This window comes from Vibrio sp. 1151_11, assembly GCF_029478525.1.
Lineage (GTDB): Bacteria > Pseudomonadota > Gammaproteobacteria > Enterobacterales > Vibrionaceae > Vibrio > Vibrio anguillarum.
The window spans coordinates 58,796-83,193 of sequence record NZ_SHMN01000018.1 but is presented as its reverse complement, the minus strand read 5'-3'; the positions used below and the strand labels follow the sequence as shown (position 1 = coordinate 83,193).

Below are 24,398 nucleotides of genomic sequence, written 5' to 3'. Positions count from 1 at the left end.
CAGTATAACGCTAAAATTTGCCTTGAAAGAAAAAATATCGATAAATCGTTCAATAGTTTTTATATTTTTCGTGACCTTTCTTGGAGTACTCAAACTGTCGTATTTCTTACATCAATATTTCATAGGGGGATGGCTTAATTTATTTTTTCACAGTTAAAGGATGAAAACGTGAAGATTATTAATAAAGTCATGCTATTTGGGTTGTCTCTTGCTGCTCATGTGGTATTGGCGGACACCGATATTTATTTAACCAATAACTCTGCGCTGCCAATGTCTATTGCCGTGAAACAGACCGGATCTGATCAGTTGCAACAAGGCAGTGAATGGCAGCAACACAGTGAAACGCTAGGCCCGTGGGAAACTAAAATGGTGCTCAGCTTTAACCGCTGGCAAGGGGTGAAATCTGGCAAAACGTACCAATTTGAAACCATGTTGACTTTGCTGCAAGGGCAGGTTTTCTCTTTACAGCAGAAGATGGAAGGCCATTGGTATAACTCAAGCATTGAGCATGGGGTACAAGCACGAGATGTTCCTCTTCAGTGGCAAAATGATCGTGCGGTTCACCGTTATTACTCAACGCAGTTGATTGAACGTCCAACCGAGCTTGCGTTTAAATCCGTCAGCACCACTCGTTACGACGACATTTATTACACCATTACGCCAACGAATACAGAAGAAACACCCGACGCTGAGACCTTAAAAGTGATGACCTATAACGTTTGGGCGTTACCTGTGATTGCTTCAAATATTGCCGAGCGTTTTGCTATCATCCCTCAGCATATCAAAGGATATGATGCCGTAATGCTGCAAGAAGTGTTTGCTGCGGGGCGTGATGCTTTTCTTCGAGAGCTGGCAAAAGAGTATCCGTACCAAACGAAGATGCTCGATAAGTCTGGGGTGAATATCCATGACGGCGGAGTGATCATCGTCAGCCGCTACCCAATTGTTAACCAAGGACAATATGTCTTTCCTGATTGCTCGGGAACTGACTGTTTTGCTGATAAAGGGGTGAATTATGCTGAAATCATCAAAAATGGTCAGGCGTATCATCTGTTTGCAACGCATACTGCCGCGTTTGATACCGATACCGCTCGCGATTATCGCCAACGTCAGTTCAGACAGATGCGCAGTTTTGCGCAATCGTTCTCTATTCCCAGCACAGAAACGGTGATTTATGGCGGTGATTTTAACGTGAATAAACGTAAATTTGCCGATGACTATCAAAATATGCTCGCGAATCTTGCGTCAACCGAACCTAGCTACGCAGGCTATACCGAATCAACGTTTGATCCGCGTATTAATGATTTTGCAGGAGAACCCTTATCCGGTGGTGAAAACGTGGAGTACCTTGATTATGTGGTGGTAAGCCAAGAGTTTGCACAACCAAGCGAACAACAAAACCGCAATACTGTGCTGGTGCCAAGAACCACGGACGAGCGTTTATGGCAGCATTACAATTTATCGGATCACTTTCCGGTTAAAGCTGAGATCCGCTAGATGCGTTGGGTTAGGTTATTGATCTGCGTTGCCTTAGCCGGCAGCGCAAGTTATTGGTGGGTGAAGAGGGATGAGTTTCCCACTATCCAAACACCACCCAATAGAATTGAGGTTGCATTGCCGGGCACGGTGCGTTTGCCAGAGCAAAGTGGCGTTGCTTTGGTGGCTAATCGCGATCATCCAACCCATGAAGAGTGGACACTCGTTGGTGAAACGCTGCAAACAGAAATAGGCAAAGCGCTGAGAGAGAGAATAGAGCAGTTTTGGCAGCAGTGTCGTCAGCAAAATGTGTGTGCTGCGCGGCTACAACAACTACAAGCGCAGTTGCCCCATGAACGTTATGAGCTGGTTGTACTCTATTGGCAAAAACAGGCGCAACGTGACGCGTTGCTTGGAATGGAACTCATCAGTCAGGATACGGAATTAGGTGACAAAATGGCTTATGTAAAATCGATTGATCAACAAGTATGGGGGCGACAAGCGGATATCTTGTTTGCTGATCAGTACGCTTATGATGATTTTGTACAGCAACCCAATGACTACGAAGGTATTGCTTCCGTAGAAGAGGCGTTGCAGAGCATTGAACAGCGGCTTGCACAGCATCAATATCAATGGGATACATTCTCATTAAACACAGGTAATGCACGCTATGAACAAGCGATTCGGCTGATCCCCCAACATTTATCGTTAGAACAGCGCTTAGAAGTACAGCAAGGTTTGGCCGAACTTTACTTAAATGAACATGAGCGCAGTGAGGTGACCCATCGCCAAATCGAGCAACAAGCGCAGGCTGCTCAAGTCATTGACTACCAGCAAGCATTAGCGCAGTTAGAAAAGACGCTCTCAAACCAGAGAAAGACAGCCTATGCCACCCTTTCGACAGAAGAGTGGGTGCGTTACGCGGCAAAGCAGCGTTATGAGTTTAGAAAAGCATTTTTTGCTCGTTAGGATGAATAAGATAACCACAGCGCTCTTTATTCACTCGCCATGAACCGTTAAACTCACCAGCAAATAACTGACTTGGATTGATCATGGCAACCTTATCTCTACAAGAGCAAATGCTAAAAGCGGGTTTAGTCAACGCCAAAAAACTCAGCAAAGCGAAAAAGAGCTCTAAAAAATCGCGCGTGCAAGCACGTGAAGTGAAAGCGGCAGTAGAAGCGAATAAAGTCGAGCAACAAGAGCGCGACAAGGCACTAAATAAACAGCAAAAAGAGCAGTTGTTGAGCAAAGAAATTCGCGCTCAAGTAAAACAACTGATTGAGATGAATAAGCTGGATCTAAAACACGGTGAAATCAAATACAACTTTGTTGATGGTAAGTTGGTGAAGTCACTTTATGTCGATTCACTGGTTCGTGATCAACTGAGCAAAGGAATCCTGGCTATCGCGCGTTATGAAGATGGCTATGCTGTCATCCCGGGTGTGGTAGCGGATAAAATCTTCATGCGTGATGAAGAGAGCATTATCGAAAATAAAACTGCCGATGAATCTCTACCTGCTGAAGATGATCCGTACGCGGATTTCGTAGTCCCTGATGATTTGATGTGGTAATTCCTTCCAGCTCTCCTTCTCAACGGAGGAGGGCTCTCGTTCTCCCTTCCTACCTCTACTTTCCACTTAGCCTATTTCCCCCAATGGTTTCGGTACTAATAGACAGAGTTTGTTGACAATATTTGATAATCAAACTAAATTTAAATCAAATATTTTGATTATCAAACTAAGTGAGTGGGATTTTGCAGTTTACTACCGAGCATCGTCATAACTTTATCGCTAGCGCAGACCAAAATGAGAAACGCACGTTTTACGTTCTTTTGCTCACGCTTGTCACCATGATAGCGGAGATCATTGCTGGTACTATTTTCGGTTCGATGGCTCTGCTTGCCGATGGTTGGCATATGGGTACTCATGCGGCTGCTTTCTGCATTACGCTGTTTGCTTACCGTTATGCCAGAAAGCATGCACACAGTGAAAAGTTCTCATTTGGTACCGGTAAAGTGAGTGTGTTGGGAGGCTACACCAGTGCGATTGCATTAGGTATTGTGGCGTTGCTGATGGTGGTGGAATCGGTTCATCGTTTATTCAATCCCGAAGCGATTCAATTTAATGAAGCGATTATTGTCGCCATCATTGGCTTGCTGGTGAATTTAGTGAGCATGCTATTGTTGCATGATAACCATCACCACGATCATAACCATGACCATCACCATCACGATCACAACTTACGAGCTGCCTATTTGCATGTTCTTGCCGATGCCTTGACTTCTCTTTTGGCGATTGTGGCGCTCTTGTTTGGAAAATATTATGGTTGGAACTGGTTAGATTCTGTTGTAGGTATCGTCGGCGCTACCGTGATTGCTAAGTGGACAATAGGTCTTATCAAGCAGACTAGCCCCATTTTATTAGATGAAAGCATCGAGCAACCCTATCGACGTTTAATTGAAGAAGAGCTAGCCGCATTTGCGGTGATTAAAGATCTCCATATTTGGAAAATCAGTGGTCATCACTACTCAGCTGCGATTATCTTAGAATCTCATGTTGATAAAACCGTGGCAGAATATAAACAAATACTGGCGAAGTTTGATAAAATCCACCACCTTACCCTTGAAGTTCACCCGATGGCATGATGAGTAATATCGAAAAACTGAATCAACAATTAACGGAATTTTACGACAAGATGTCCTCATGGGAGCAATCTGTGGTGCGAGACACTGGCTACTCTCTGGCGCAGATCCACACCATCGAGGTGTTAGGTATTCATGGCGCGCTGAGAATGAAAGAGTTAGCGCAAAAGCTCGGTATCACAACTGGTACGCTCACCGTTCAAATAGAGAAGTTAGTGAATGCTAAGTTGATTGAACGCGGCGCGCACCCAGATGACAGAAGATCGATTGTCGTGACTTTAACCGCGGAAGGTCAGAAAATTCATCGCCAGCATAATCAGTTGCATGTGGAGTTAGTGAAAGATCTGACGAGGCACTTGGATGTAAACGAAGAAACAGTATTACTCAACAGCCTGCTAAAAATGAACCAAGAGTTTTAAGCTATGACCAACCACTTGCGACTTGCAAGTGGTTGGTCAGCTAATTTTCTGTTTTATTCTACCTGTAATGTTACATCAGAAAAATTCGAGTATGCATCGATCATGATATGCAGATCCTCAGAATTTGGCTCTGCTAAGCATTGCTCATTACTTCCTGATTGGTAAGGCCGACAATCAAAGACTCTTTTGGTCGGCGGATTGCCTGAAAGGGTATAGAGATCGGCATCGCCTTGCCCAGAGGTTATCGAAATTTTTACCGCTGCTTGGCGTTCTGATGCAGGTAAAATGAATCGTTTTTGTTGGCCTTTGCTCAAGGTGATGCCAGTAATACTTTGCCCACGCTGGATGACGCCATCTTGCGGAGGTGGAGTGCCTCCTTTTTTCCCTACGGGCAACTGGTTATCAAAGAATGGTGCAACCTGAGGCCAGATTTTGCTGATTTTGACCCCTTGGTTTTCACACCCCCCAAAGTGGTGTAGTGCAATGACTTTATGGCTCTCAGAGGTCAATACAGGTGAACCAGAAGAGCCGCCAATAGTGTCACAAAAATACCCTGTGTCGGTATTGGCACCACGACCATTGGTAGAGGCTATATCAATTTGGCACATGCCAGAGCCATTTTGATCGCTTTCAATCGCCAACTCTTTGGGGTTACCAGCGCCGTGTTGTGGAATATAAATACCCGTGCCGAAGCTGGGCTCTGAATTGTCTAAGCCTAAGTAACTAAATTGTCCTAGCTGCTCGAAATTAGCCACCGTGAATAATGTGTAGTCCAAGGTATAATCGGTGCTTAATAACTGATCGCCCATGACTTTTACTGTGGTATCCAAGCTACCGCCGCAAGTTGTGCGTTGGTAATTAAACCATACTTCAGTATTTTTTAGTTCAGAGGCTGTTGATACACAGTGGTTATTGGTGATCATGTGATTATTGGGCCCGACACGCCAAGCTGTGCATAAACTACGGCCATCAATCAGTAGCCTTGCTACGGCGCTACTCCACGCCACTTTTTCAGGGTGTGAGTCGCTCCAACAAGCAACATCTTTTCTTTCATTGATGCCACAGGTTGAAAACAACCCAGAATTATCAGCGGCTAGGTTCGGTTGTGGTAACGTGGCACTTTCATTCCCAGCCATAAAATAGTCAATCGAGATTTGTGCTTGGTCAGGGTGTTCGCCGGTTTTCCACTCCACGATAACGCTATCCCCATTAATCGAGCGGGCAAATAAAGGCCCGCTCTCTGAACTGTCGTAGGTGATACTTTCATTGCTGTGTGGAGAGCGTAGTGTGACGCTTCCCCCTTTGCTGAGTTGAAACTTATCAAAGTGGACCTTAATAAAGCTGGCTCCCGGCGAATGGATTGGATAGTGAGTGGTTAGAGATTGATGGGTTGTTAAAGAATGCGGATGGATTACTTTATCCGCAATGGTGGGGAGTGATTCTTTTTCTATTGAAGCAGTCGCTGGAGTAGAACTCAACACCACTGCTGCTATTAAGCCAAGTAGACGTATTGATAATTGCATTTTGATCTCCTCTATGTGGCAATAAATGCCTCATAAAGCATATGAGCCTATGAGAGTATTGGCTCAAAAATAGTCTCGATATGTGTGTAAACTTAATTGTGCGTAATATTATCAATAGCAGTCCTCTCCAGTAGTCTCTCGAAGATGGTAGAGGAATGGGGCCAACAAAAAGTATCACTGCTCAATCTTTAAAGCGTTAAAATGATACTTTCTGTCGGATGTTGTATGGGTGATGCTGCTAGACTTGTTCATGAACTTATTCATAGGAGAAAACAATGAACTCGACGATTTTTAGCTCGGCCATCGTCACCACGACGTTAACCACCAGCTTATTATTTGCAGGGATGGCAAATGCTTTGCAACTCAGCAGCCGTGATATCCAAGAAGGCCACCCGATGGCAAAAACCTTTGAATTTTCAGGCTGGGGTTGTTCTGGGGAGAATCTTTCGCCGCACTTAATTTGGACTGATGCACCACAAGGAACCAAAAGTTTTGCTATTACGGCTTTTGATCCAGATGCTCCGACAGGAAGTGGCTTTTGGCATTGGATTGTGCTGGATATTCCAGCGACAGTGAGTGAGCTAGCACGTGGGGTTGAAGTCAAAAAGCTCGGTGCAATAGAAACACGTATCGATTATGGCAGCGTTGGTTTTGGTGGTGCTTGTCCGCCAGAAGGGCACGGAATGCACCGTTACCAGTTTACGGTATGGGCTCTCCCGACGGAAAAACTCAATTTGGCGGCCGATGTATCACCTGCGGTGGTTGGTTTTACCCTCAATAGTTTGGCGTTAGAAAAAGCGACGCTGACCGCAACCTATACACGCTAATTCATGGGGGAGTGATGAATCACCAATACCAAGTCACCACCTTTCGAGCCGCTCAGCAACAAAGGCTGAGAAATGTGAGGATTCACTCTCCAAGCTTGATTCAGATCCAATTTGGCAGTAAAAAACTGTTTCATAAGGAAGAGGCGATTAATCTATCGAGCGCTTCGTTATTATTGTGTGAGGCCTCAGCTTCGCTCAGTTTCGAAAATTTACCAGAGCACGGTTACTTCTCGTCAAGGCTGTTCAGTTTCACCTACCGCCCGACCGAGGCGATGCTTGCGTTAAGCGCAAGTTATGATCGCCCAGTTATGTGGCCTGTGATTTCAACCAGCTCCTCATTGAAAAGTTCGCTCAATGCGCTCGCCTCGTTCGATCTTTCGTTAATCAGCCAAGAAACCCAAGCCTATCTACTGATGGTGTTATACCAACAATTGGCTGAGCAAGGTGCACTGCATTGGCTCTTTGAGAGTAATTCTCTACCCTTTGAGCAGAAGCTGAGAAACTACCTCGCCCAGGCACCAGAAGAAGAACATCCACTTGAGCGGGTAGCAACGCACTTTGCCATGAGCCGCGCGACCTTAATTCGACGCTTAAAGCAACATGGCACCCGTTACCGTGAGGTTTTGGCTGAAGTGCGTGTGAATCACGCGCTGAACTTAATGCAAAGTGGTCAACGAAATATAGCGATATTGGCACAGTGTTGCGGCTACCAATCGGAACAGCGATTTAATCAACGCTTTCGCAGTCAGTTTGGTTTAAGCCCCAAAGCGTATTTACAAACTCTTGGTATGCGAGGTAAAGGTACGCCAGATAAAGAGACAAAAAAACAGCCCATTTTATCCAATGAGCTATTTTAAGATTGAGGGTAGATCAAAGCGGTTTAGACACTTCATCAACCAAATACAAAATGGATTGATATGGAATACCGCTGTGGTGTGATAGGCCAATTTCACAGGTACGGCTATTACTGAATCCGCGTTCGCAGTGAGCAGGGACTTGCTCTTTGAGCGGATGAACAGCCGCCGCATTCAGTTCTGGCGTGGTAAAGCCTTTATCGCCCGCCCAGCCGCAGCATTGAATATGCTCTGGCACAATCACCGTGCTGACGCAGGTTTGGGTCAATTTGAGCATATCGGCTTCCAACCCCATTTTGCGTGCACTGCAGGTGATATGCAGCATCACAGTCTCTTCTTTGGCTTTGATCGCTAAAGAATCCAACAGATACCTATTGACAAAACCGACGGGTTCTAAGATCTCCAGTGGTTTGGTAAATTGTTCAATACTGCGTTTTGCACACGGGCTGGTATCCATCAATACCGGATATCGCCCTTGTTGGCTAGCTTGCCATAACGCGGCTTCTAACTGCTGCGCTTTTGGCTGCGCAAGCTCATTCATTCCCTTGCTGTCATAGGGCATACCACAACATTGGCTGTTGAGCTTGTTAGGTAGGATCACCTCATATCCTGCTTTGTTAAGCAGCGATAAGGTCACTTCGGTTAATGGTCGCTGATCGCCCGCGCTGTTTTGTTGGCCCATATTTCGGCTTGCACAAGAGGGCAGATAGACGACTTTTTTCTCACGGCGCGGCAGGTTTTCTACTGCAATGGTTAAGTTCTGATGATTGGCTTGCGGCAGTTGTGGATACCAAATAGGCGTTTTGCCTTTGCTGAGTTTACGCAAGCCGTTGGTTGCGCCGCCGACTAACTTCTCGCCCAGCCATTTACTAGCCAATTGGTTGGCACTGAGGCCGATTTTAGCCACGGCTGTGGTGGCGGCAAAGTGATCCGCCGTCCATGTAGCAATGGGGATGAATTTTTGGTATTTCGCGGTGCGCAGCTTTTTCACTAAATCGCCAGTGTTGATGCCAACAGGGCAGCGCTCAGCGCATAAGCCAGTTGCGGCGCAGGTGTCTAATCCTTGGTATTCAAAGACTTTTTCAAGCTCAGAAGCTTCTACCGTTTCACCTTGCGCGCGTCGACGTTGTAGCTCGCGGTACAAGACGATTCGTTGACGGGGCGAGAGTGATAGCGTGCGAGACGGACAAACAGGTTCGCAAAACCCGCATTCGATGCAGCGATCGACCAAGGCATCAGCCGCTGGCATCGGTTTGAGGTTAGCTAAGTGGGAACGCGGATCATCGTTGATTATAACGCCGGGGTTGAGCAAGCCTTGTGGGTCAAACAGGGTTTTGATTTGTTGCATTAAGGTGTAACCGTCTTTGCCCCATTCCAATTCCACATACGGTGCCATGTTACGGCCCGTGCCGTGCTCGGCTTTGAGTGAGCCCTGATATTTCACGGCCACCAGCTCGGCCACGTCATCCATAAATGCGCCGTAGCGGTCGATCTCGCTTTGGCTATCAAAGCCTTGTGTAAAGACAAAATGCAAGTTGCCTTCCCGAGCGTGGCCGAAAATGATGGCTTCGTGATAGTGGTAGTGATCAAACAGAGCCTGCAAGTCGCGCACACCATTGGCAAGGCTTTCTACCGGAAACGCCACATCTTCAATGATGACGGTTGTCCCCACTTCGCGCACCGCGCCCACGGCAGGGAACATCCCTTTGCGAATGCCCCATAAGGTTGCCACCGTTTTGGCATCAGAGGTGAATGGTACGGATTCGATGATCTGGTAATCGCTTAGTGCTGCCATCACGGCGCTGCATTGTGAGTGAAGTGTTGCGTGATCGCTGGCGTGAGACTCAATCAGCAGCGCAGCGGCTTCTAGATCCAATTGCGCAATAAACGCGGGCATGCCAGCTTTGTCAGCGACAGAGCGCATCGCGCGTCCATCCATCATTTCGACTGCCGCCACTGGGGTTTTGGACAGGGTCGTAACTGCTTGGCTAGCCTGCTCAATATCAGCAAAGACAAGCAGCGCTGAGGCTTTGTGCGCGTGCTCAATGACGGTGTTGTAGGTGATGTCGGCAATAAAACCGAGTGTGCCTTCCGACCCAATCATCAAATGTTCAATAATTTCAATCGGATCAGAGTAATCAACGAGAGCATTTAGGGCGTAGCCAGTGGTATTTTTTAGGCGATATTTGTGGTGAATAAGCTTTGATAGTGTGTGATTTTGCGCCGTTTGTGCATGAAGTTGAGCAATACCTTCAAGCAATTCGGGTTTGGCGATTTTGAATGCTGCGATGCTTTCTGGGTTTGCGGTGTCGAGCACGGAACCGTCTGCGAAGACGATCTTCATACTATCGACAGTGCGGTAAGAGTTTTGCGCGGTGCCGCAGCACATACCACTGGCGTTATTGGCGGCGATTCCACCAATTTTGCAGGTGTTGATTGAGGCTGGATCTGGGCCGATTTTGCGTTGAAAAGGGGCAAGGTATTTGTTGGCATCAGCTCCGATGACCCCCGGTTGTAGGGTGATTTTTTTGCCCTCATCGTGAATGCGATGGCCGCGCCAGTCATCGGTTAAGGCGATCAAAACCGAATCAGAAACTGCCTGACCGGACAAACTGGTGCCAGCAGCACGAAACGTGCAGTGAACGCCAAGCTCGCGGCAGCTTTTAATGGCAAAAATGACCTCATCAAGGCTTCGTAAGCGCAGCACAATTTTCGGCACCAAGCGATAGAAACTGGCATCAGTGCCATAAGCAAGGCGTTTTGCCTGCTGCGTGATGATGCGCTCAGGGTCGATGCGCGTAGCGAGTTGCGTTTCCAGTTGACGATAGGTGGCGTCTGAAAGAGTGCTGGCCATCATTGTTTCCCATTTTAAATTGAGGTTGTGGATAGGTTAACGTGCGGCTACCGTTGGTTTGTCATCATGAGATTAAAGTTTGACTAACGAGTCTCGTGACAAATCGGTAATGGTTTTCGCTCCGGTTAAGGTCATGGCAACGCGCATCTCTTTTTCATATAAATCGAGCAAATCTTCAACGCCGCTTTGACCTTGCGCCGCCAATGCATAAACAAACGAGCGACCCAGCAGCGTACAGTCCGCGCCCAGCGCCAGCATGCGTACCACATCAAGCCCAGTGCGAATCCCCGAATCGACCAGAATTTTCAGGTCGCCCTTCACCGCATCAGCAATCGCAGGTAAGGCTTTGGCGGTTGACAATACCCCATCAAGCTGGCGACCACCGTGGTTGGATACGATAATGCCATCAGCGCCAAATCGCACCGCGTCTTTGGCATCTTCTGTATCTAGAATGCCTTTAATGATCATCGGGCCGTCCCAAAAGTCGCGGATCCACTCTAAATCTTTCCATGAAATGGAAGGATCAAAATTCTCACCAAGCCAACCAATGTAGTCTTCCAATTTAGTCGGCGTGCCACGGTAGGCAGAAATATTGCCTAAATCGTGTGGCTTGCCGAGCAAGCCGACATCCCACGCCCAGCTTGGGTGTTTTATCGCTTGAAACACTCGGCGCATCGCTGCATTAGGGCCGCTCATGCCAGAATGCATATCGCGGTAACGCGCGCCGGGAACGGGCATATCCACGGTAAACACGAGGTTTTTTACCCCCGCGGCTTTGGCGCGATCCAACACATTTTTCATAAAGCCGCGATCTTTAAGCACGTAGAGTTGAAACCAAATTGGTCGAGCCAGCGCCGCTGATACTTCTTCGATCGGGCAAACCGATACGGTGGACAGTGTAAAAGGAATGCCTTTATTTTCAGCCGCGCGCGCCGCTTGCACTTCGCCGCGCCGCGCGTACATACCAGTTAAACCTACAGGGGCAAGGGCGATCGGCATTGCAAGCTGTTCGCCAAACAGTTGTGTTTCTAAACTGAGCTCTGACATGTCATTAAGCACGCGTTGGCGCAGTGCGATGTCAGCTAAATCCGCGGTATTGCGTGTGAGCGTGTGCTCACCGTATGAGCCACCATCAATATAATGAAACAGAAAAGGAGGCAATTTCGCTTTCGCGGCAGCGCGATAGTCGGTGGAGGCTGAAATAATCATAGATTGAATCCTAATTTGTACAGAGCCGCCGCCTAGCGAGCTCTGCATTTATTACACAAGATTAATGGTTATAAAAACCAAGTTGATACCAAATCACATTACCAAACTTAGGGTTGCGGGGTCATTAGTACGTCGGTCATATTAAAGCCGTAAATCACCACTAAACCGATAAGGCCAGTCATCACAAGGTAGTAGAAAGTTGGGATAATGGTTTTGCGCAGCGTCGCTCCTTCTTGGCCCAATAAACCGACCGTTGCTGATGCCGCGACGACGTTGTGAATCGCAATCATATTGCCCGCCGCTGCGCCAACAGCTTGTAGCGCAATGATCATCACACTGGAGATAGAGAGTGTTTGCGCCACTTCAAACTGGAACTGGCTAAACATCATGTTCGACACCGTATTTGAGCCTGCGATGAACGCCCCAAGTGCACCAACGGTGGCACTTAATGCAGGGAAGGCATCACCGACTAAACCCGCGGCAAAATTGGCGGTAGTGACAGGCATGCTCGCAAGCTCTGCGCCATTGACGCCAGAGTTAATAAAAATGCGCACCATAGGGATAGTAAATACCAACACAAAGCCCGCACCGATCAGCGTTTTGCTTGATTCACCGAATGCTTTGATGAGTGGTGTCGCACTGCGTGACTGCAATATTACTGCCAGTAACGCGACAAAAACCAAGATGCCACCGGGAAGATAAAGCGGTTGAATGGCCGTGCTGACGCCCGTTTCAGCCAGAATGTTGTTAAAGGATAGGCTCACTCCAGCCAGCAGTGACTTAAATTCGCTGCTCACACGGCTTGCCACAAGGATAACCGCGAGCAGAACATAGGGAGTCCAAGCCAATGCAAGGCCCATCGGTTTAGCCTTGATCTCTTCAATATCAATTTTTAATGAGCCTAACCACTCTGCGGGCCACGATTTCTCTTTTGGAAAATCCCATTGTGATTTGGGTACTAAAAAGCCTTTTTTCGCGGCCGTGACAACCAGTGCCAAGCTGATCAAGCCACCGATTAATGAGGGAAATTCTGGGCCAAGAAAGACGCCCGTTAGCGCGTAAGGCACAGTAAAAGCCAAGCCAGAGAAAATCGCAAAAGGCAAAATATCTAACCCTTCGGTCCAGCTTTTGTTTTTACCGAAAAAGCGCGTCAACATCATCGCCATTAATACTGGCATCAATGTACCGACTATCGCATGGGTGATGGCGACACTGGCGGTGATTTGCTGTAAATACACATCCCAACTTGAACCGTTGCTGATCAGCATTTCGGTGATGTTGTGCGTATCTAACCCCTTGTTTACCCCAACAATAATGGGTGTGCCCACTGCGCCGAAAGAGACAGGAGTGGATTGGATCATCATCCCCATCAATACGGCAGCCAACGCAGGAAAACCAATCGCAACCAGCAACGGAGCCGCGATAGCTGCCGGTGTACCAAAACCAGAAGCGCCTTCAATAAAAGAGCCAAAACACCACGCAATGATAATGGCTTGCACACGGCGATCAGCCGAAACATCCGTAAAACCGTTACGGATGGTGGTGATAGCACCAGTGTGTTTTAAGGTGTTGAGTAGGAAGATTGCGCCAAACACAATCCAGAGTACGGAAATCGTGATACCGAACCCTTGCAAAACAGAAGCGAGCACGCGGTTTGCCGACATATCCCAAAATGTGAGGGCGATGGCCACAGTTAATGCAAAGGCCACGGGCATCGCCTTTTTCGCAGGCCAGTTGAGCCCGACTAAAAGAATCGCTGCTACCACAATGGGGGAGAAGGCCACTAGTGCCAGTAAGGTTTCGTTCATTGGATACTTCCTCGTAAAGTGTGCTCTTCGTACTAGCTCTAAATAGTAGGATAGTTGAGGAGCAGACATCCTGTAGGGGCTACAGACCTTTCGGCCAGGTCGGGTAGCTAAATTATTATATTTGTGATTTTTTTGTTAATTCGGGGTGAATTTACTCCTTTATTTTTTATGGATATAGGGAAATAATGAAAATAATTAATTCCAAAATTGACATAATAAGATGCGAGCAGACGACCTAATATTGTTTTCACAAGTGATGGAACTGGGAAGTTTTAGTAAAGTAGCAGAACAGAATAGCCTTACAAATTCAGTAGTTAGTAAAAGAATGGCGCGTTTAGAAGAAGAGTTAGGCGTGCAGCTATTATATCGAACTACGCGTAAATTAACCCTGACCGAAGCAGGTAAGGCACTGTTACAGGGTGCGAAAAATGTGAAGCTTGCCACTCAAGAAGCCGTCGATGCGGTGGCTGGGTTTGGTGAAAATGTCAGCGGCCACATCAAAATGTCGGTACCCACCATATCAGGCGATCTAATATTGGCCGACGCGGTTGCGGAATTTTGCAATTTACACCCCGGCTTAACGGTGGACATGTCGCTTGATAACCGTTTTGTTGATTTAGTGGAAGGAGGTTTTGACTTAGTGATCCGCACTGGTTATTTGGAAGATTCAAGCTTAATTGCGCGGCATATTTTAGACTCACAGTGGGTTGTGTGCGCTTCTCCCTCTTATATTGCGAAAAATGGAAAACCGTTAAAACCGGAAGATTTAGTCAACCACAACTGCTTTCAATATGCCTACCAAACCACAGGCGCGAGCGAGTGGGAATTTAAAGGTCGCAAAGGAAACTACATTGTCACAGTCTCGGGCTGCTTTTCTACGGATAATGCCACGGCACTGAGAAAAGCGGCTTTAGGCGGCCACGGCATTGCTTATGTACCGCGCTGTTTGGTTTATCATGATTTTCGTAACGGCCAACTAGTGGATATTTTCCCGGAACAAGTGGGCAAAAAATTGGGTATATACGCCGTGTATCCCTTTACTCGCCAACCCCCGAATAAAGTCCGCTTGCTGATAGAGCACATCCGCGCCCGCTATTTGACTATTTCACACTATTTTTGAGTGTGACTTATGTAAAGGATGTCTTCGGTCGTATACCGTTCTGTTCCTCCCCCTAAAAGGGGAGGGAATTAGTTTCGTGAGCGTTGAGAGTGTGCCATTTATTATGATTGGTATGGCTTACTAAAACACTTTTGCCCCAAAATGCGCTAGCTCCAGATCTATGACTAATCTCTCGCGCCAGTTCTTGACCTACTTTTCCTAATAGCAGATTATAAAACAAGTTGATCAAATGAAATTATACAGACAAAGTCATGGAACGAATTGAACCATTCAATGCACAAACTTTAGAGGCAGCTTGCCGAGTGCTTGCTGACACTGAAAGAGGCTTAACAGGAGCAGAGTTAGGATATTTAATTCAGGATTGCAAAATCCTTGATATCAGCCCAACGATGACCAAATGGAAGAGGTTGTTTAACGCTTTAGTCAGTGCTCAAAATACGTATCAAGTTGGTAACCATCTAATTATGTTTATTAATCGTGCATTGAATCCTGTTAACTATGCTCGTGATAAAGAAAAATTTGAATGGCGTCGGTCTGAGCTGAATGTGGTTCTGTCTTTCTCTGGTTTTCATGTCCGAGAGGATGGAAAAACTATCCGAACAGACAAAGAGACGACCCTTAAAGGAGCAAGAGAGAGAGCTGGAGCGCTAAGAGTAAAGCTTGAAGATAGAGGTGCTCACACTGAAGTGTTTAAGTATTGCCGTGCTGAATTACTCGATGAAAACTACTTTCATGCAGCTCTAGAAGCCATAAAAGGTATAGCGCAAAGAATTCGGGATATGTCCCTATTAACAACTGATGGTGCTGAACTCGTAAATACAGCATTTTCTGTTAAAAATCCTGTACTAAAAATCAACTCTTTAACTACAGAAACAGAAATAAGCGAACAGAAAGGCTTTAGCAATATGCTTGTTGGACTTTTTGGGGCAGTACGCAACCCAGTTGCTCATGCACCCAAAATGTACTGGGTAATGAGCGAACAAGATGCTTTAGATGTTTTGTCTACCACATCATTCATACATAGGAAATTGGATATTGCTGTGAAAGCATAAATTCACTTTGGACTCATAGAACAAAAATCCCCGCCCACTATTGATACATTACTCTCTAGCGCCTAAACTCCCTTTGTATAGGTTCTTGAGTGGAGAAAAAGCTCTAAGATCATGATATAGTGAATAAAAATATATTCGAGTGTATTATGACTGTACAAGCAATCAAAATTACTAATTTACTATCATTCGATGAACTGGTCGTCAATAACTTGAATGATATGAACTGTATTGTTGGTAGGAACAATGTAGGTAAATCTAATTTACTTAAAGTCTTAAAGTTTTTTTACAACAAATTAGAAGGAAAAGAAGAGTTGCCGCCCAAGCTCAACTCAAACTATTCATATAAAGGTTCGATATCAATAACCTTTGATATGACTAGAATCTTTAGAATCGCTAGGAAGCAACCAACCAACACGTATTTCGCATTCATCATTAGAAAACTCGTTCCATTGCATAAACGAAGTATGTTTACATTGATGCGATACGATAACGACCATACTACTTATACGTTAACGTTGAATATATATAACGATGGAAAGGTAAAGTGGTCAACAAATGATAAGCAGACGCTAAATCTGATTTTATACCTTTTCCCTTTTTTCCATATTGAACCTAGGCATATGGATCTACATGAATGGGATAGCTTATGGGATCTTATATCACGATTGAAGTCATTCAATCTGTCAAAAATAGATGATCAAACTATAATTGACTTTTTTGACAAGTCCATTAACGCTGATGGTGAAAGTTCATATAAAAACTATATATCCGAACTAAATAGCACGATTTCTACCAAACCGAGCACACAAAAAGAAAAATTATTAAGCTATATTAAGGCGGGCTTAAAAGGATATCGATTTGAGATAGATGAAAATGATCTTAAATATCACTCAGATGGTACAAATTCATTTCATTTCATTTCATTAAGACGTTTTTAAAAATATTAATTACAATTTCGCGAAGGGAGTATATAACACCGTTTGTATTTATTGACGAACCTGAGCTTGGGCTTCATCCAAAAATGAATGAGGTGTTAATTCACGATATCTATAACAGCTATAAGTACAATAACGGTCGTGATCATAAAGTAACAAGACCAAGAGTGTTTTTGACTACGTATTCACCAAATATTGTAAAAGAGATAATCAAGAAATTTCGTGATTATCAACGAGTATTTTGTTTTCAAAAGAGAAGTGACTCAACAACATCGATTCATACTCTAAATTCAACGTATGATAGTGAAAGCTTTATTAACACATTTAGCGATAATGAAGCTAGATTATTTTTTAGTGATTATATTCTATTTGTTGAGGGGGAAAGCGAATTAGAAGTATTTGGCAATATGAGGCTATCAGAGCACTTTCCACATCTAAGAAATATCGATATATATAAGAGTAGTAGTAATGTCATTGGGGAGAGAGTTAACCCTTCTTACTCTAACTCCGCGATCCCCTACATGTTTCTCTTTGATGCTGATAAGGCTATATCAGTTAAAGGTCAACCGAATAGTTTTGAATTGAAACTACAAAAAAACGGTAATTATTTTAACTTCTGGAAGAAGACTTTAGAGGCTGAGTTTAATAAATACAAACTCGGATTTAGTAAAAAACACAAAGACAAAATGGAGAATGTTAAATATTTATTGTCGTATGATAAAAAGAATCTTAAGGTTGATCCTACAAAACAAGATTTCTTAAAGGAAAGTGATTTTGATAAAATTTTTTCCGCCGTAAAAAAACGCTTATTGGAAAAAAATATCTACATTAATAGAACAACTTTGGAAGGATGTCTAATTCAGAAAAGCAGTGCTGAGATTCTATATGGTTGGTTAGACAAAAAGTATGGCACTAATACTCAATCAATTATAACTAGGATTAATAATAGTAAGTTCATAACCGAAGATATGTTAATTGATTATATACGAGTTATTTTCAATGGAAAGTCTAAAGCTCTTACTGACTATAGTCACTTTAATGTTGAAGCGTACAAACAAACCATGCAAAAAGGTAATAAAGTAAACGGAAACCTAAGATACACATCTAGACACGCTAAATTGCTAATGGGTTTACTAGAGCAAGCCACTGTTAAAAATAAAGATCTCGAGAAAACAGACGGATGGACAACTAACTTTATTAACTATGCCGTTGAATATATAGAAACTCAATCTTTGCATAAAAATCAGACATTTGGAAGTACCTTCAAGGTTTACTTCCCTGAGCTTTATGATATTATTCGTATGCTTCAACCCGATAGTAGAGGGGAGATATGAGTTTTCACGAGTATCTGAGGGCTTGCCCCTCCCTCTCTTTGTTTCTGGGAGTTCGTCTTCCAGTAACTTTGAGTACAGTCCCAATAGTTACTAATCTGGTCGCGCTGATTAATGTGTCTGATAGTACACACCTACGGTGTAATAGTGTTCTTTTGTATCGGGTTGAAGCAATATAATGAATAAAAAAGTTAGTGATGAATTCTTTAATAACGCCATTCTAAAAGGTAATGTAGCACTATTAGATGATTTTTCTACCAGTGTCATTGAACGAAAGTCTGGGGCTGATATATTTTTCGAGATATTAAAAGATTCTGATCACAAAATCGTAAATGATAGAATTACAAGGTTTGTTCTATCCAAGATTCCTGTAAACTCTTCTGCTTGCGGTTTTGTCCCTGGTAAGTCTTATTATGACTTTCTAAGACCACACATCAGTGGTTATTACTTTTTAAGACTCGATATAAAGAAGTTTTTCCACTCCATATCTGTGTTGGAAGTTAAAAACCTCCTGAGTCAGTACTTCAGTGATGACAAAAAAGGTGCAAAATACTCGGCATTAGACATTGCTTATATGTCTATTACTCACAAAGTTAATAATAATTTCGACGATGATGACATAAAAGGAAAAGAAATACTTCCTATTGGCTTTTCGTCTTCCCCTGTCGTTTCTAATATAATTTTTAGAAGAATCGATATTTTGATCCAGAAACTGTGTGAAGATAAAGGGATTGTATACAGTAGATATGCAGATGATATGCTTTTTTCATCGAACAAGAGTCGATACCTCCATTCTGAGCAGTTTGAAAGAGACATCTCTATATTTGTCTCCACTCTTTCTCTTAAGTTAAAAAAAAGAAAAAGAAAGGCAGTAGAGAATACTATATCGCTTAATGGGTATGTAATTCAGAATACCAAGTTAAAGAAAAACCTGTTCTTTAATGTTTACAAACAAGATCCCATTGGTTCAATTAGACTCTCTGATAAAAAACTAAAACACTTAAAAAAACTATCTGCACTTTTAAGAAAAAATAGAGATTCTGTCTATATCATGGAGAATATTTTTCAGTTGAACTATAACAAATTTAAAAGAACATACGGCGAAAACATAAACTTCTACATCCAGTACTCTGATGACCAGTTACAAAATAAGATAAAAGGTTATCGGTCATATTTGGTTTCCTTGATTAAATACAATGAAAAATACGGATGTGTAGCCAATAACTGTATTGTCAAAGTAAAAGAGTTAGTTCGTGTTTTCGAGTCCAATATAAAATAGTTAAAGATAAAGGCGCTAGCTTAATAGCTAACGCCTGTTGCAGTCCTTGTAGTGGTTCCGTAGCATTGAACATGAGTATAGATGTTATCCATATATTTTTTCATCCGAGTCGAATGCATATTGATCCTATTCGTAACACGAAAATGTCCATACTCTTGCTAGGCCGAACCGCTCTAGCACGTTTCTGCCCCAAAGTGAGCCAGAAGTGGCTTTACCGAAACCAAATTTTTGTAGTGAGAAAGAGTCTTCCATGTAGGCGTTAAATCCACAATGCAAGATCTGACACCGCATATTCGACTTCACCTAAGAAATCACGGGCTCGGCCGCAAGGCTTTCAGCCCTCTTGACATCACCCCAGAACCTACTTTACGATTAAGGTTGTTGGCCCCCGACTCAGCCTTTTAGGTCGTTAGCAGTTGGTGTGTGTTAGCACTGGTGCGAACGACCTGTCTCTCGCTTACTCCCCTGTGGAGGCCCGTTGAAGGGCAAGGCAAACTGCGACATGCTTTAGGCATGTGTAAGACCTCCGAAGTGTACTAATGCGTCTCGCGTTAGGTATTTCATAGCTTATTTCCCAACGAAACCAAGCTGACGCTAGGATGAATCGAGCGAGCATCTCATAGCAATTCAGCGACTGTTTCGATGGAGATCTCTATGAAACAACTACATACTAGTACTCCCCAAAAACCAACCCGCAAGGGTAATCTACGTCGCCCTCAGCAACAGCTCCGTGAGTTGGCCCTGACCGAAGCCGATGGCTTTGCCGATCTAATGGCCCTTGTCCGCCACTTTAGTGAAACCCAACTGGGCACCCCACTCAATGACGGCAAGTGCCGAGAGAAAACAGCCGCCTTACTCGGCTACCCTAAACACAGCCTGTTCCGAAAGGACTACAAGGCCAAGCACGCCCTGCGAGCGGCCATCGACAAGCTGAAGCTGGAGGAGCTGCGCCTCACACTGGACGAGACCCACCGGAATAACAAAAGCATGTATCAGGTGCTAATCATCCGACCGAATAACCATATCAATGATCAGCTCTGTGAGGTCTATTTGGAGTGGACCAAGCGACTGCGTGAGGCCATGGGGCGCCGTGACATACAGGCCGATGCCGAGGCTATGGCTGACTACCTGAGCCAACTTTGTGGGGTTACACCCCGGGTACGGATCACCGAGACCCAGCGCTTTGAGCAGTGCAATCCTGAACAGTTGGCGATGGATCACATCCGCCGCCATGGCTTGTTCCTGTCACCCCGCAATCAGGGGGAAGAGAGGCTGGAGCATAACTCAGAGACCGACTATAAGGTTGCCATTAGCCCCAGTGCGGTCTTCCTCCACCAGTCCGATGCTTTTTTCGGGCGCTGGCGCGACGAGCACAATAAGACGTGGAAACTGCGTATCCATGCCACACTCGACAATGTCCTTACCCTTTCGACGCTGCAAATTGCCCTGAATCAGATCTACCTGCTGTGCCCAGCGCTGGAGCAGTGCTACCTCTTACCCGAGCAACTCCCGGAGATGTTGACACGATTTCTTGAAGGCGAGCCGAAATCCCTTACGCTGCACTATACAGTCCCCGAGCACGGCCAAGCGCCCAATCCGGTCGTGCTGGATATTGGCAGTGAAGTCATGAGTTTCTCCAATAACTTCAAAGGCGGTGTTTGGGGCAATGTGAATATCGAACCGCAACCTTTACCCGTGAATACAGGCCACCCGCTGTGGGAGGAGGCCCACATACAGCCAGATTACCCTATTCTGGATTAAACCAAAGGGCTGAGCCACACTGACTTAGCCCCTACGTTTTGGGAATCTAAACAGTTGTGTCCCAGGCTCATTCATGGCGGAGTCGCCACTTGTGCCAGCAACAGTGGTCATGTGATATTAGCCGCACCATACTATTTGCTGGGGAAATACCGAGGCGGCATGACCGCCTCGGCCTTTTCCTTAGTCAGTGGGCGCACGCCAGCAACAATTCCAAGTAGGGATATAGCTGCGCGAGCATCTCTGGCAGTGTCACGATAAGCAGGGCGGCATTGCTGTTTGGGGGTTGTGTCATTACGGCGACCTCACGTTGATTTTAAAAAAACGCACTGGACGGAATTGTCCTTAAAGTGCTGAATCTCATGACGGTTCACGTTGACTCAATTTTATGAGTTGGCTTTGCCTTGTTCAATCTTTCGGTATGCGTGAAGTACCGTAGTATGATCGCGAATTACTAGAGTTTTTTCCTTCTACCCCAATCTCTACTTATCTGAAGTAGACGCTTTTGGGCGCAATCCCTAACTCGCTTCTGTCCAATTATATGCTCCAGAGTGGAAGCTGATACCGTTCTGTTCCTCCCCCTTTAAGGGGGAGGTTAGGAGGGGGTGCTGCCAGCAACCAAGAAACACTCCACCCTAACCCTCCCCAATTAGTTTCGTGTTTGTAGGAGTTGTACTAATTGTGGAAAAGGAGGCCTTTTAGGGCTGAAAGGTTTATGGGGCTTGTTTTGAATTATGCGGTTTTAAAATATCAGCCAGCACGGAAAATGGTTTGGGTACTGGCTGAGTTTTCGTGGTTAAACGATTTTAGGTTGGCCGTCGGAAGCGGTAGCGCCACCATCGACGGGTAAATTGACACCATTGATAAATGATGCATCGTCACTGGCTAAAAAGGCCACTGCGGCGGCAATTTCGCTCGGTTCTGCGGCGCGTCCTAGTGCGATGCGCTCGTTAAATTTATCTCTAATCTCTTGCGACCAACCATTGGTCATATTGGTTTTAACTAAGCTTGGGCACACGGCGTTAATTCGCACGCCAGCGGCACCGTGGTCTAACGCCATGGCGCGAGTGAGGTTGACTACCGCGCCTTTACTGGCGCAGTAAAATGCGGCACCCCAGTCGCCACCTAAGCCAGAGACTGAAGCGGTGTTGACTATGGCCCCCTGCGTTTTTAGCAGTTCAGGTAAGGCAAATTTAGAGCAATACACGACGCCATCAATATTCACCGCTGATATTTTCTTCCAATCTTCAACACTGCTTTCTAAGACGGAGCCGGGGATGTGGATGCCCGCATTGTTGACTAAAATGTCGAGCTTACCGAAGCGTGATACGGCGTTATCGATCATGGCTTTTACTTTTTTAGGATCGGAGACGTCAATCACTTGCGCCGCGACGCGTGTTGAGTCAAAAGCTTCGATGGCGGTGGCGAGTTGCTCTTCATTCCAGTCGGCCAGTACTACATTGGCCCCTTCATCATATAAACGTTGTGCTATCGCAAAGCCGATGCCGTTGGCGGCACCCGTGACTAAAGCGACTTTATGGGTTAAACCATTCATATTGTTTCTCCTTCGATATGCTCAAAAATTGGATCTCGATTTTCTTGTGTTCTGGGTAGCATCAACTTGTAGTTGTCGCTGTAATCAACGGGGATAGCGATGACAGCAGGTCCTTGAGTTTCCATGGCTTGATGCAGCATAGGCATCAGTTGATGACGTTCGGTCACGGCAAAGCCTTGCGCGCCAAATGATTCGGCATACGCTTTAAAGTCTATCGGGCCAAATTTTATTCCGGACGGGCGTTGATACTTTTTCATCTCTTGTATCTCGACCATGTTGTAGGCGTTATCGACCCAGATGATATGTACAATGTTGCATTTTAGGCGGACGGCAGTTTCTAACTCCATGCTTGATTGCATGAAGCCGCCATCACCAGAAACAGAGACCACTTTGGTGCTGGGTTTAAGCAGGTTTGCACCAATCGCCCAAGGTAGGGCAACGCCCATGGTTTGCTGACCATTTGAAATCAGCATTTGACGGGCGCGAAAACAGCTTAAATAGCGCGCAATCCAGATATGGAAGCTGCCCATATCCAGACACAAGGTGGTGTCTGGGGTAATAATGGATTGCATCGCTTTGATTAAGGTTAATGGATGAAACCCATGCTGAGATTGACGAGTAGGATAGGATTTTATTATCTGCCGCTGTTGTGCCACTTCCTCTAAAATCGATAAGGCTTTGGGAGAGAGGCGTGCGAAATTGGTGACACAATCGATCATATCATCCAGTGATTGAACGATATTGCCGACAATTTCCACACAAGGTTGGTAATTGAGCTGATACTCTGCTGGTTCAATGTCTAAGTGGATGATTGGGGACTGTTTTGCGTTCCAAAGCTCTGGGTCGTACTCGATGGGGTTAAAACCAATAGTGACAATCAGGTCAGCATCTTGCAGCAATACATCTCCGGGCTGATTGTTAAATAAACCTACGCGGCCAGCGAAATGGTGATAATAGTTAATATCAACTGCCCCAGCGGCTTGATAGGTTCCGACTACAGGCAGTTGAGTGGTGCGCAAAAAACGGCTGATGGCTTGAGCATTTTCAGCGCGACTGGCGTGTAAGCCGAGTAAAACGACGCAGCGCTGTGACCGCTCGATTCGGGTAATGGCTTCTTCGATCGCTTCTGGGCTGGCTTGGCTTGAATGAACATTACGTGAGGGAACAATAATATCGGTGAGAGTGTGGTCGGATAACACATCTTGGGGAATGCTAACGAAACACGCCCCCGGCCGGCCTGATTCTGCTGTGCGAAAGGCATTGGCCATCACTTCGCTAGCGGCATCAACATGTTGAATTTCTGCACTGGATTTTGTGATAGAGCGGAAAATACTGACGGTATCCATACTCTGGTGCGTTTGCTTTTGTTGATCTGCTCGTTTGACCGCGCCGCCGATAGCGACCAGCGGGTCACCTTCTGAATTGGCAGTGGCAACCCCTGAAACCAAGTTGCCACAGCCCGGGCCTGAGGTCACCATGGTGACTCCGGCTTTGCCAGTTAAACGGCCGATGACGCCGGCCATAAAGGCCGCATTGGCTTCGTGACGCACTGGGATCATTTGAATATTGGTGTCTTCAATGGCGTCAAATAACCGATCAATTTTGGCCCCCGGAATGCCAAAAATATAGCGGACATCCAAAGATTCCAGCTGTTGAGCGATTAATTGAGCGCCGTTTCTAGTGGTAGGTTTTGTATTCATTTTTATACCCTTATTGTTGACTGACGTTGACACTTCTTCACGAAGTGGTGGTGC

At 45.3% G+C, this 24,398-nt stretch carries 19 protein-coding genes; 13 read left to right on the top strand and 6 right to left on the bottom strand.

The features are described from left to right. The first annotated feature begins 189 nt into the window (after positions 1-189). The 5 genes from EXZ60_RS13605 to EXZ60_RS13585 all read left to right on the top strand — a co-directional run bounded on the left by EXZ60_RS13605 (position 190) and on the right by EXZ60_RS13585 (position 4,539). On the top strand, positions 190-1,497 hold the full coding sequence (locus EXZ60_RS13605; RefSeq protein WP_277435848.1) for a sphingomyelin phosphodiesterase: 1,308 nt from the start codon (positions 190-192) through the stop codon (positions 1,495-1,497). Continuing rightward, positions 1,498-2,445, top strand: a complete 948-nt coding sequence (locus tag EXZ60_RS13600; RefSeq protein ID WP_277435840.1) for a hypothetical protein — start codon at positions 1,498-1,500, stop codon at positions 2,443-2,445. 83 nt (positions 2,446-2,528) lie between these two features. Next, positions 2,529-3,050, top strand: a complete 522-nt coding sequence (locus EXZ60_RS13595) for a DUF2058 domain-containing protein (RefSeq protein ID WP_026027777.1) — start codon at positions 2,529-2,531, stop codon at positions 3,048-3,050. 182 nt (positions 3,051-3,232) lie between these two features. Then, positions 3,233-4,123, top strand: coding sequence for a CDF family Co(II)/Ni(II) efflux transporter DmeF (dmeF, locus tag EXZ60_RS13590; protein ID WP_277435839.1), 891 nt, complete (start codon positions 3,233-3,235; stop codon positions 4,121-4,123). Next, the gene (locus EXZ60_RS13585) at positions 4,123-4,539 is read left to right on the top strand and encodes a MarR family transcriptional regulator (RefSeq protein ID WP_129533202.1); all 417 of its coding nucleotides are present in this window, start codon (positions 4,123-4,125) and stop codon (positions 4,537-4,539) included. Before dmeF ends, EXZ60_RS13585 begins: the two co-directional genes overlap by 1 nt. A 53-nt stretch (positions 4,540-4,592) precedes the next feature. Here the strand turns inward: EXZ60_RS13585 and EXZ60_RS13580 are convergent, their stop codons facing one another. Beyond that, positions 4,593-6,062 carry a serine protease gene (locus EXZ60_RS13580; RefSeq protein ID WP_277435838.1) on the bottom strand — a complete coding sequence of 490 codons (1,470 nt, stop codon included), beginning with the start codon at positions 6,060-6,062 and terminating at the stop codon, positions 4,593-4,595. A 275-nt stretch (positions 6,063-6,337) separates the two neighbouring features. Here EXZ60_RS13580 and EXZ60_RS13575 point away from each other — a divergent pair, with 275 nt between their 5' ends. Both EXZ60_RS13575 and EXZ60_RS13570 read left to right on the top strand, forming a co-directional pair. Beyond that, the gene (locus EXZ60_RS13575; protein ID WP_277435837.1) at positions 6,338-6,889 is read left to right on the top strand and encodes a YbhB/YbcL family Raf kinase inhibitor-like protein; all 552 of its coding nucleotides are present in this window, start codon (positions 6,338-6,340) and stop codon (positions 6,887-6,889) included. A gap of 14 nt (positions 6,890-6,903) precedes the next feature. Continuing rightward, positions 6,904-7,746: a helix-turn-helix transcriptional regulator gene (locus EXZ60_RS13570; RefSeq protein ID WP_277435836.1), complete on the top strand. Its 843-nt coding sequence runs from the start codon at positions 6,904-6,906 to the stop codon at positions 7,744-7,746. Positions 7,747-7,759: 13 nt separating this feature from the next. On the opposite strand, the gene EXZ60_RS13565 is transcribed toward EXZ60_RS13570, so the two are convergent. From EXZ60_RS13565 to EXZ60_RS13555, 3 genes are all read right to left on the bottom strand, one after another. Next, the gene (locus EXZ60_RS13565) at positions 7,760-10,597 is read right to left on the bottom strand and encodes an FAD-binding and (Fe-S)-binding domain-containing protein (RefSeq protein ID WP_277435847.1); all 2,838 of its coding nucleotides are present in this window, start codon (positions 10,595-10,597) and stop codon (positions 7,760-7,762) included. A 72-nt stretch (positions 10,598-10,669) separates the two neighbouring features. Next, on the bottom strand, positions 10,670-11,806 hold the full coding sequence (lldD, locus tag EXZ60_RS13560) for an FMN-dependent L-lactate dehydrogenase LldD (protein WP_277435835.1): 1,137 nt from the start codon (positions 11,804-11,806) through the stop codon (positions 10,670-10,672). 107 nt (positions 11,807-11,913) lie between these two features. Beyond that, positions 11,914-13,614: an L-lactate permease gene (locus EXZ60_RS13555; RefSeq protein ID WP_277435834.1), complete on the bottom strand. Its 1,701-nt coding sequence runs from the start codon at positions 13,612-13,614 to the stop codon at positions 11,914-11,916. A gap of 220 nt (positions 13,615-13,834) precedes the next feature. On the opposite strand from EXZ60_RS13555, the gene EXZ60_RS13550 reads away from it, so the two are divergent. The 6 genes from EXZ60_RS13550 to EXZ60_RS13525 all read left to right on the top strand — a co-directional run bounded on the left by EXZ60_RS13550 (position 13,835) and on the right by EXZ60_RS13525 (position 21,092). Next, positions 13,835-14,734, top strand: coding sequence for a LysR family transcriptional regulator (locus EXZ60_RS13550; RefSeq protein ID WP_013868134.1), 900 nt, complete (start codon positions 13,835-13,837; stop codon positions 14,732-14,734). 251 nt (positions 14,735-14,985) lie between these two features. Then, the gene (locus EXZ60_RS13545; protein WP_040122747.1) at positions 14,986-15,786 is read left to right on the top strand and encodes a TIGR02391 family protein; all 801 of its coding nucleotides are present in this window, start codon (positions 14,986-14,988) and stop codon (positions 15,784-15,786) included. Positions 15,787-15,932: 146 nt separating this feature from the next. Then, positions 15,933-16,724 (top strand): retron Eco8 family effector endonuclease, encoded by a 792-nt coding sequence (locus tag EXZ60_RS13540; RefSeq protein ID WP_277435833.1) that lies wholly within the window; start codon positions 15,933-15,935, stop codon positions 16,722-16,724. Continuing rightward, entirely contained in the window at positions 16,670-18,055 is a 1,386-nt protein-coding gene (locus EXZ60_RS13535) for a retron Eco8 family effector endonuclease (protein WP_346780464.1), read from the top strand. The genes EXZ60_RS13540 and EXZ60_RS13535 overlap by 55 nt, the downstream gene beginning before the upstream one ends. Before the next feature lie 175 nt (positions 18,056-18,230). Continuing rightward, positions 18,231-19,331, top strand: coding sequence for a reverse transcriptase domain-containing protein (locus EXZ60_RS13530; RefSeq protein WP_277435832.1), 1,101 nt, complete (start codon positions 18,231-18,233; stop codon positions 19,329-19,331). A 654-nt stretch (positions 19,332-19,985) separates the two neighbouring features. Then, a complete protein-coding gene (locus EXZ60_RS13525; protein WP_277435831.1) occupies positions 19,986-21,092 on the top strand; it encodes a hypothetical protein in 1,107 nt (368 codons plus the stop codon). A gap of 793 nt (positions 21,093-21,885) precedes the next feature. On the opposite strand, the gene EXZ60_RS13520 is transcribed toward EXZ60_RS13525, so the two are convergent. Both EXZ60_RS13520 and alsS read right to left on the bottom strand, forming a co-directional pair. After that, positions 21,886-22,644, bottom strand: coding sequence for an SDR family oxidoreductase (locus EXZ60_RS13520; RefSeq protein WP_069212235.1), 759 nt, complete (start codon positions 22,642-22,644; stop codon positions 21,886-21,888). Continuing rightward, positions 22,641-24,344 (bottom strand): acetolactate synthase AlsS, encoded by a 1,704-nt coding sequence (gene alsS, locus EXZ60_RS13515; protein WP_096037131.1) that lies wholly within the window; start codon positions 24,342-24,344, stop codon positions 22,641-22,643. The genes EXZ60_RS13520 and alsS overlap by 4 nt, the downstream gene beginning before the upstream one ends. Positions 24,345-24,398: the final 54 nt, after the last annotated feature.

What these genes read in the sequence shown, in the direction of transcription:
- EXZ60_RS13605 (WP_277435848.1), top strand. Translation starts at nt 190, where the DNA reads ATGCTATTTGGGTTGTCTCTTGCTGCTCATGTGGTATTGGCGGACACC.
- EXZ60_RS13600 (WP_277435840.1), top strand. Translation starts at nt 1,498, where the DNA reads ATGCGTTGGGTTAGGTTATTGATCTGCGTTGCCTTAGCCGGCAGCGCA.
- EXZ60_RS13595 (WP_026027777.1), top strand. Translation starts at nt 2,529, where the DNA reads ATGGCAACCTTATCTCTACAAGAGCAAATGCTAAAAGCGGGTTTAGTC.
- EXZ60_RS13585 (WP_129533202.1), top strand. Translation starts at nt 4,123, where the DNA reads ATGAGTAATATCGAAAAACTGAATCAACAATTAACGGAATTTTACGAC.
- EXZ60_RS13580 (WP_277435838.1), bottom strand. Translation starts at nt 6,062, where the DNA reads ATGCAATTATCAATACGTCTACTTGGCTTAATAGCAGCAGTGGTGTTG.
- EXZ60_RS13575 (WP_277435837.1), top strand. Translation starts at nt 6,338, where the DNA reads ATGAACTCGACGATTTTTAGCTCGGCCATCGTCACCACGACGTTAACC.
- EXZ60_RS13570 (WP_277435836.1), top strand. Translation starts at nt 6,904, where the DNA reads ATGAATCACCAATACCAAGTCACCACCTTTCGAGCCGCTCAGCAACAA.
- EXZ60_RS13565 (WP_277435847.1), bottom strand. Translation starts at nt 10,597, where the DNA reads ATGGCCAGCACTCTTTCAGACGCCACCTATCGTCAACTGGAAACGCAA.
- lldD (WP_277435835.1), bottom strand. Translation starts at nt 11,806, where the DNA reads ATGATTATTTCAGCCTCCACCGACTATCGCGCTGCCGCGAAAGCGAAA.
- EXZ60_RS13555 (WP_277435834.1), bottom strand. Translation starts at nt 13,614, where the DNA reads ATGAACGAAACCTTACTGGCACTAGTGGCCTTCTCCCCCATTGTGGTA.
- EXZ60_RS13550 (WP_013868134.1), top strand. Translation starts at nt 13,835, where the DNA reads ATGCGAGCAGACGACCTAATATTGTTTTCACAAGTGATGGAACTGGGA.
- EXZ60_RS13545 (WP_040122747.1), top strand. Translation starts at nt 14,986, where the DNA reads ATGGAACGAATTGAACCATTCAATGCACAAACTTTAGAGGCAGCTTGC.
- EXZ60_RS13540 (WP_277435833.1), top strand. Translation starts at nt 15,933, where the DNA reads ATGACTGTACAAGCAATCAAAATTACTAATTTACTATCATTCGATGAA.
- EXZ60_RS13530 (WP_277435832.1), top strand. Translation starts at nt 18,231, where the DNA reads ATGAATAAAAAAGTTAGTGATGAATTCTTTAATAACGCCATTCTAAAA.
- EXZ60_RS13525 (WP_277435831.1), top strand. Translation starts at nt 19,986, where the DNA reads ATGAAACAACTACATACTAGTACTCCCCAAAAACCAACCCGCAAGGGT.
- EXZ60_RS13520 (WP_069212235.1), bottom strand. Translation starts at nt 22,644, where the DNA reads ATGAATGGTTTAACCCATAAAGTCGCTTTAGTCACGGGTGCCGCCAAC.
- alsS (WP_096037131.1), bottom strand. Translation starts at nt 24,344, where the DNA reads ATGAATACAAAACCTACCACTAGAAACGGCGCTCAATTAATCGCTCAA.